Consider the following 1,137-nt stretch of genomic DNA (forward strand, 5'->3'; position numbering starts at 1 on the left):
AACCTAAACAAGGATGTCAATGGAGTCATTATTGCATTTGGAGATTTAGGATTGTGGAACGGACGCAAACAAGGCTATCAAATTTTGGGTGACAACATTGCCGGGATATTACAATCTACACAGTATGATGCAGAGTGGTACGGTGACGGCTACGATATACGAGGCCGTATGTCGCACCATGATGGCACGAATTATGTTTTGTACCGTGTCGCTGAAAATCGTGACGACGCAGAACAGATTGCCGCAAAAATCTACAACTATGAAATTGACGAGAATGGTTTTCGCCAAGTTACACGTTCCCTCCACCCCTATGTGGCAGCAGTGTATGGCTGGAAAACTCTACAGGACAACCTCGTTCAGGTAAAAAGCCTGTAACCTGTACTTAAACAAATGCCGTAACGCTTTCTCAAGAGGCTGTTACGGCACTTGTGTTTTATGCCGTATATTTCTGCAAAAATGTGGTGGGAAACCAGTCCTTTTTACACATTTATGAATGTCCCCGCCCAACTGTTGTAGGTGGCCGCTTGTGCCAGTTTCCTTTTTTAGACTCCGGCCCTCCTTTATAGCCCCATCCCAGCTACCCCCTATATTTCTATCCCGCAAGCCTGGTTATTTCCCTGCAAAATTCGATTGCCGGCTGTCCGTCCTGTCAAGGATCGCTGACACTTGCTGCTGTAAAATCTTCCTCTCCGAAATATCGAAGAGTGTATTTTCCGCATCCTCCTTGCCTGTTCTGGCCGCCAATCCCGTGGGCAGAAAAATAATCAACCTTTCGGTACAGGAAGTATCGAAGGGAAATAAATAAAATATTAATCTTTAAAATTTGAGGCATTATGACATTCAGAGAATTTATGTTAGAGAACGGTTATGAATTGCAAACAACCTTTTGGAATGATTTTTCCATTGCTGACCGATTTGGTCTTTCGGCGGTACAGGACACTTTCAACCGTGCTTTTAAGGAGTGGAAAGAGAACTACAAGTATCTCACGGAACTGGTTTTAGTGCTTAACCATAAGATATGGCAGTATTATGAAACAAGGCCGGAAATTGCGACATTGTATAATACCCTTTGGGCACAAGCCAGTCAATATGCAATGGAGTATCTGAAAGATGACGAGCTAAGCTATTATTATGATG

Annotated in this window: 2 protein-coding genes; both read left to right on the top strand. The window is 43.4% G+C overall.

Going from position 1 to position 1,137, the window contains the following annotated elements; translation table 11 throughout:
* The coding region (locus tag ABUA47_RS24890) for a hypothetical protein (protein ID WP_349832308.1) at positions 1 to 375 on the top strand (375 nt) is incomplete at its 5' end.
* Between the two features lie 458 nt (positions 376 to 833).
* Positions 834 to 1,137 (top strand): hypothetical protein (locus tag ABUA47_RS24895; RefSeq protein ID WP_349832310.1); only part of this gene is annotated, 304 nt, incomplete at its 3' end.

The organism is Bacteroides sp. RTP31139st1_H2_RTP31139_211217, from assembly GCF_040227615.1.
Taxonomy (GTDB): domain Bacteria; phylum Bacteroidota; class Bacteroidia; order Bacteroidales; family Bacteroidaceae; genus Bacteroides; species Bacteroides uniformis.